Source organism: uncultured Polaribacter sp., from assembly GCF_947497695.1.
Taxonomy (GTDB): Bacteria; Bacteroidota; Bacteroidia; order Flavobacteriales; family Flavobacteriaceae; genus Polaribacter.
In genome coordinates this window covers 1-4,722 of sequence record NZ_CANMHM010000025.1, presented here as the reverse complement: position 1 = coordinate 4,722, position 4,722 = coordinate 1, and the positions used below count along the sequence as shown (strand labels likewise).

Here is a 4,722-nt window from a genome sequence, read left to right as displayed (position 1 = left end):
GACTCCACAACGCCTAGCGACGCCACTTCAATGTCTCCCACCTATCCTACACATTACTTATCCAAAGCCAATACTAAGCTATAGTAAAGGTTCACGGGGTCTTTTCGTCCCGCTGCGGGTAATCGGCATCTTCACCGATACTACAATTTCACCGAGCTCATGGCTGAGACAGTGTCCAGATCGTTGCACCATTCGTGCAGGTCGGAACTTACCCGACAAGGAATTTCGCTACCTTAGGACCGTTATAGTTACGGCCGCCGTTTACTGGGGCTTCATTTCAGATCTTCGCCGAAGCTAAACCCTCCACTTAACCTTCCAGCACCGGGCAGGTGTCAGGCCTTATACATCATCTTTCAATTTAGCAAAGCCCTGTGTTTTTGATAAACAGTCGCCTGGACCTTTTCACTGCGGCCACGCCGAAGCGTGGCGACCCTTCTCCCGAAGTTACGGGTCGATTTTGCCTAGTTCCTTAGCCATGAATCTCTCGAGCACCTTAGAATTCTCATCCCAACTACCTGTGTCGGTTTACGGTACGGGTTCTCATAATCTGAAGCTTAGAGGTTTTTCTTGGAAGCCCTTAGGCACACTATCCAATTGTCCGAAGACTCTTGGTACTATCACAATTCAGCTAACTCTGCGGATTTACCTACAGTGCCAATACCTACTTGTTTCAACGAACTATTCCGTCAGTTCGCGGTGCTTTCATTACTCCGTCACCCCATCGCAATTATAAGAAGTACAGGAATATTAACCTGTGAGCCATCGACTACTCCCTTCGGATTCGCCTTAGGACCCGACTAACCCTCAGCTGATTAGCATCGCTGAGGAAACCTTAGTCTTTCGGTGTGGGGGTTTCTCGCCCCCATTATCGTTACTTATGCCTACATTTTCTTTTGTAATCACTCCAGCATACCTCACAGTACACCTTCTACGCAGATTACAATGCTCCCCTACCACTTATACTTAGTATAAATCCATAGCTTCGGTAATATGTTTATGCCCGATTATTATCCATGCTCGTCCGCTCGACTAGTGAGCTGTTACGCACTCTTTAAATGAATGGCTGCTTCCAAGCCAACATCCTAGCTGTCTGGGCAGACAAACCTCGTTTTTTCAACTTAACATATATTTGGGGACCTTAGCTGATGGTCTGGGTTCTTTCCCTCTCGGACATGGACCTTAGCACCCATGCCCTCACTGCTGAGAAACATTTTATAGCATTCGGAGTTTGTCAGGAATTGGTAGGCGGTGAAGCCCCCGCATCCAATCAGTAGCTCTACCTCTATAAAACTTTTACTCAACGCTGCACCTAAATGCATTTCGGGGAGTACGAGCTATTTCCGAGTTTGATTGGCCTTTCACCCCTACCCACAGGTCATCCAAAGACTTTTCAACGTCAACTGGTTCGGTCCTCCACTGTATGTTACTACAGCTTCAACCTGCCCATGGGTAGATCACTCGGTTTCGCGTCTACTACTACTAACTAAACGCCCTATTCAGACTCGCTTTCGCTACGGCTCCTTGACTTAATCAATTAACCTTGCTAGAAACAGTAACTCGTAGGCTCATTATGCAAAAGGCACGCCGTCACATGTAAACATGCTCCGACCGCTTGTAGGCGTACGGTTTCAGGATCTCTTTCACTCCCTTACTTAGGGTTCTTTTCACCTTTCCCTCACGGTACTAGTTCACTATCGGTCTCTCAGGAGTATTTAGCCTTACCGGATGGTCCCGGTGGATTCATACAGGATTACTCGTGTCCCGCACTACTCAGGGTACCACTATCTAAAATTCGCTTACTTTTACGGGACTATCACCCTCTATGGTCTGAATTTCCAATCAGTTCTAATTCACTTATTCTCGAATATCGTGGCCCTACAACCCCTATATTGCCGTAACAAAATAGGTTTGGGCTAATCCGCGTTCGCTCGCCACTACTAACGGAATCACTATTGTTTTCTCTTCCTCCGGTTACTTAGATGTTTCAGTTCACCGGGTTTACTTGGCTTACGCCATGATATGTCTTCAACATACCGGGTTGCCCCATTCGGAAATCTACGGATTAAAAGGTATGTGCCCCTCCCCGTAGCTTATCGCAGCTTATCGCGTCCTTCATCGTCTCTGAGAGCCTAGGCATCCGCCATACGCCCTTACTTAACTTATTGTACTTTTTGCTACAGTGTGTCTCCACACCATAATGAACTCTTTTATATTTTTATAAAAAAATTACTTAATTAGAATATCAATATTCTAACTGTTCTCTATCTATTTGATTCTTACGATATCATTTTACCAATATGTCAATGAACATTATTCAATTATACAAATATCAATTAACAATTATCAATGTTAAATGGTCTTTGTTAATTGACCTGTGGAGAATATCGGAGTCGAACCGATGACCTCTTGCGTGCAAGGCAAGCGCTCTAGCCAGCTGAGCTAATCCCCCATTACTAGTCGTTAGTAATTAGTTGTTAGTCATTAGTAATTACTAATTCGTAATTTGTAATTATCCTGCTCCTAGAATTTCCTTTATATTAAACTTTTGTAGTCTCGGGCAGACTCGAACTGCCGACCTCTACATTATCAGTGTAGCGCTCTAACCAGCTGAGCTACGAGACTGTTTTAGTTATTAGTTGTTAGTGATTAGGCGCTAGTAAATTCTAACGATTAAAAATTAACACTAACTTCTACAACTGTAATAGCTTAATACTTATTTTTTAAAATTAACAGCAAAGAGTAAAAATCCCCTTTTGTAACTCACCATCTTTCTCTAGAAAGGAGGTGTTCCAGCCGCACCTTCCGGTACGGCTACCTTGTTACGACTTAGCCCTAGTTACCAGTTTTACCCTAGGCGGTTCCTCGCGGTGACCGACTTCAGGCACTCCCAGCTTCCATGGCTTGACGGGCGGTGTGTACAAGGCCCGGGAACGTATTCACCGGATCATGGCTGATATCCGATTACTAGCGATTCCAGCTTCACGGAGTCGAGTTGCAGACTCCGATCCGAACTGTGATATGGTTTATAGATTCGCTCTCTGTTGCCAGATGGCTGCTCATTGTCCATACCATTGTAGCACGTGTGTGGCCCAGGACGTAAGGGCCGTGATGATTTGACGTCATCCCCACCTTCCTCACTACTTGCGTAGGCAGTCTCGTTAGAGTCCCCAACTTTACTTGCTGGCAACTAACGACAGGGGTTGCGCTCGTTATAGGACTTAACCTGACACCTCACGGCACGAGCTGACGACAACCATGCAGCACCTTGTAATATGTCCGAAGAAAAAAGTGTCTCCACTCCTGTCATACTACATTTAAGCCCTGGTAAGGTTCCTCGCGTATCATCGAATTAAACCACATGCTCCACCGCTTGTGCGGGCCCCCGTCAATTCCTTTGAGTTTCAGTCTTGCGACCGTACTCCCCAGGTGGGATACTTATCACTTTCGCTTAGTCACTGAACAATCGCCCAACAACTAGTATCCATCGTTTACGGCGTGGACTACCAGGGTATCTAATCCTGTTCGCTCCCCACGCTTTCGTCCCTCAGCGTCAGTACACACGTAGTAGACTGCCTTCGCAATCGGTATTCTGTGTAATATCTATGCATTTCACCGCTACACTACACATTCTATCTACTTCCATGTGACTCAAGTCAACCAGTATCAAAGGCAGTTCCATAGTTAAGCTATGGGATTTCACCTCTGACTTAATCGACCGCCTGCGGACCCTTTAAACCCAATGATTCCGGATAACGCTCGGACCCTCCGTATTACCGCGGCTGCTGGCACGGAGTTAGCCGGTCCTTATTCTTACAGTACCGTCAAGCTGGTATACATACCAGTGTTTCTTCCTGTATAAAAGCAGTTTACAACCCATAGGGCAGTCTTCCTGCACGCGGCATGGCTGGGTCAGAGTTGCCTCCATTGCCCAATATTCCTCACTGCTGCCTCCCGTAGGAGTCTGGTCCGTGTCTCAGTACCAGTGTGGGGGATCTCCCTCTCAGGACCCCTACCTATCATCGCCATGGTAAGCCATTACCCCACCATCTAGCTAATAGGACGCATAGTCATCTTGTACCCATAAATGTTTAATCTAATAATGATGCCATCATTAAATATTATGGGGTATTAATCTTCATTTCTAAAGGCTATCCCCCTGTACAAGGTAGATTCTATACGCGTTACGCACCCGTGCGCCGGTCGTCATCTGAAGCAAGCTCCAATGTTACCCCTCGACTTGCATGTGTTAAGCCTGCCGCTAGCGTTCATCCTGAGCCAGGATCAAACTCTTCATTGTATATCTTTAAATATTATAATGAATAAGTTTCAAAAGAATTTTGTCTATAATTAAATAAACATGGTCATTCTACTCTTTAATTTACGCTGTCAATTTCAATATTTTCAATGAACTTAGAATTCTGAATTTAAAATTCTGAATTTTTTTGTAGAAATGTTAGAATCGAACTAACTGATCTTTTTATAATCATTCCAAAACCTCTCTGAACTTTTTTACTCCTTTTCTTAGCGGCTGCAAACATACAAAGTATTTATAACCTGACAAGAAAAAAATTAAGTTTTTTTTATTTATTTTTTTGCAAATCTAAATCAAAAAAACTGAACTTTTAACCCCCGAATTTTTCGGAATGCAAACATACAACTCTTTTTTATTAGTAAACAATAAAACCTTATATTTATTTCTAAAAATAAATAATCAAAAAAACT

2 tRNA genes and 2 rRNA genes are annotated in these 4,722 nt (G+C 44.0%); all 4 read right to left on the bottom strand.

The features are described from left to right. Window positions 1–2,165: ribosomal RNA gene (locus tag Q0731_RS13095) — 23S ribosomal RNA — on the bottom strand; the annotation flags it as partial. 210 nt (window positions 2,166–2,375) lie between these two features. Beyond that, window positions 2,376–2,449: transfer RNA gene (locus Q0731_RS13090), tRNA-Ala, on the bottom strand. A gap of 99 nt (window positions 2,450–2,548) precedes the next feature. Further along, a tRNA-Ile gene (locus Q0731_RS13085) sits at window positions 2,549–2,622 on the bottom strand. Window positions 2,623–2,777: 155 nt separating this feature from the next. Beyond that, window positions 2,778–4,297 (bottom strand): 16S ribosomal RNA (locus Q0731_RS13080). Between the last annotated feature and the right edge of the window lie 425 nt (window positions 4,298–4,722).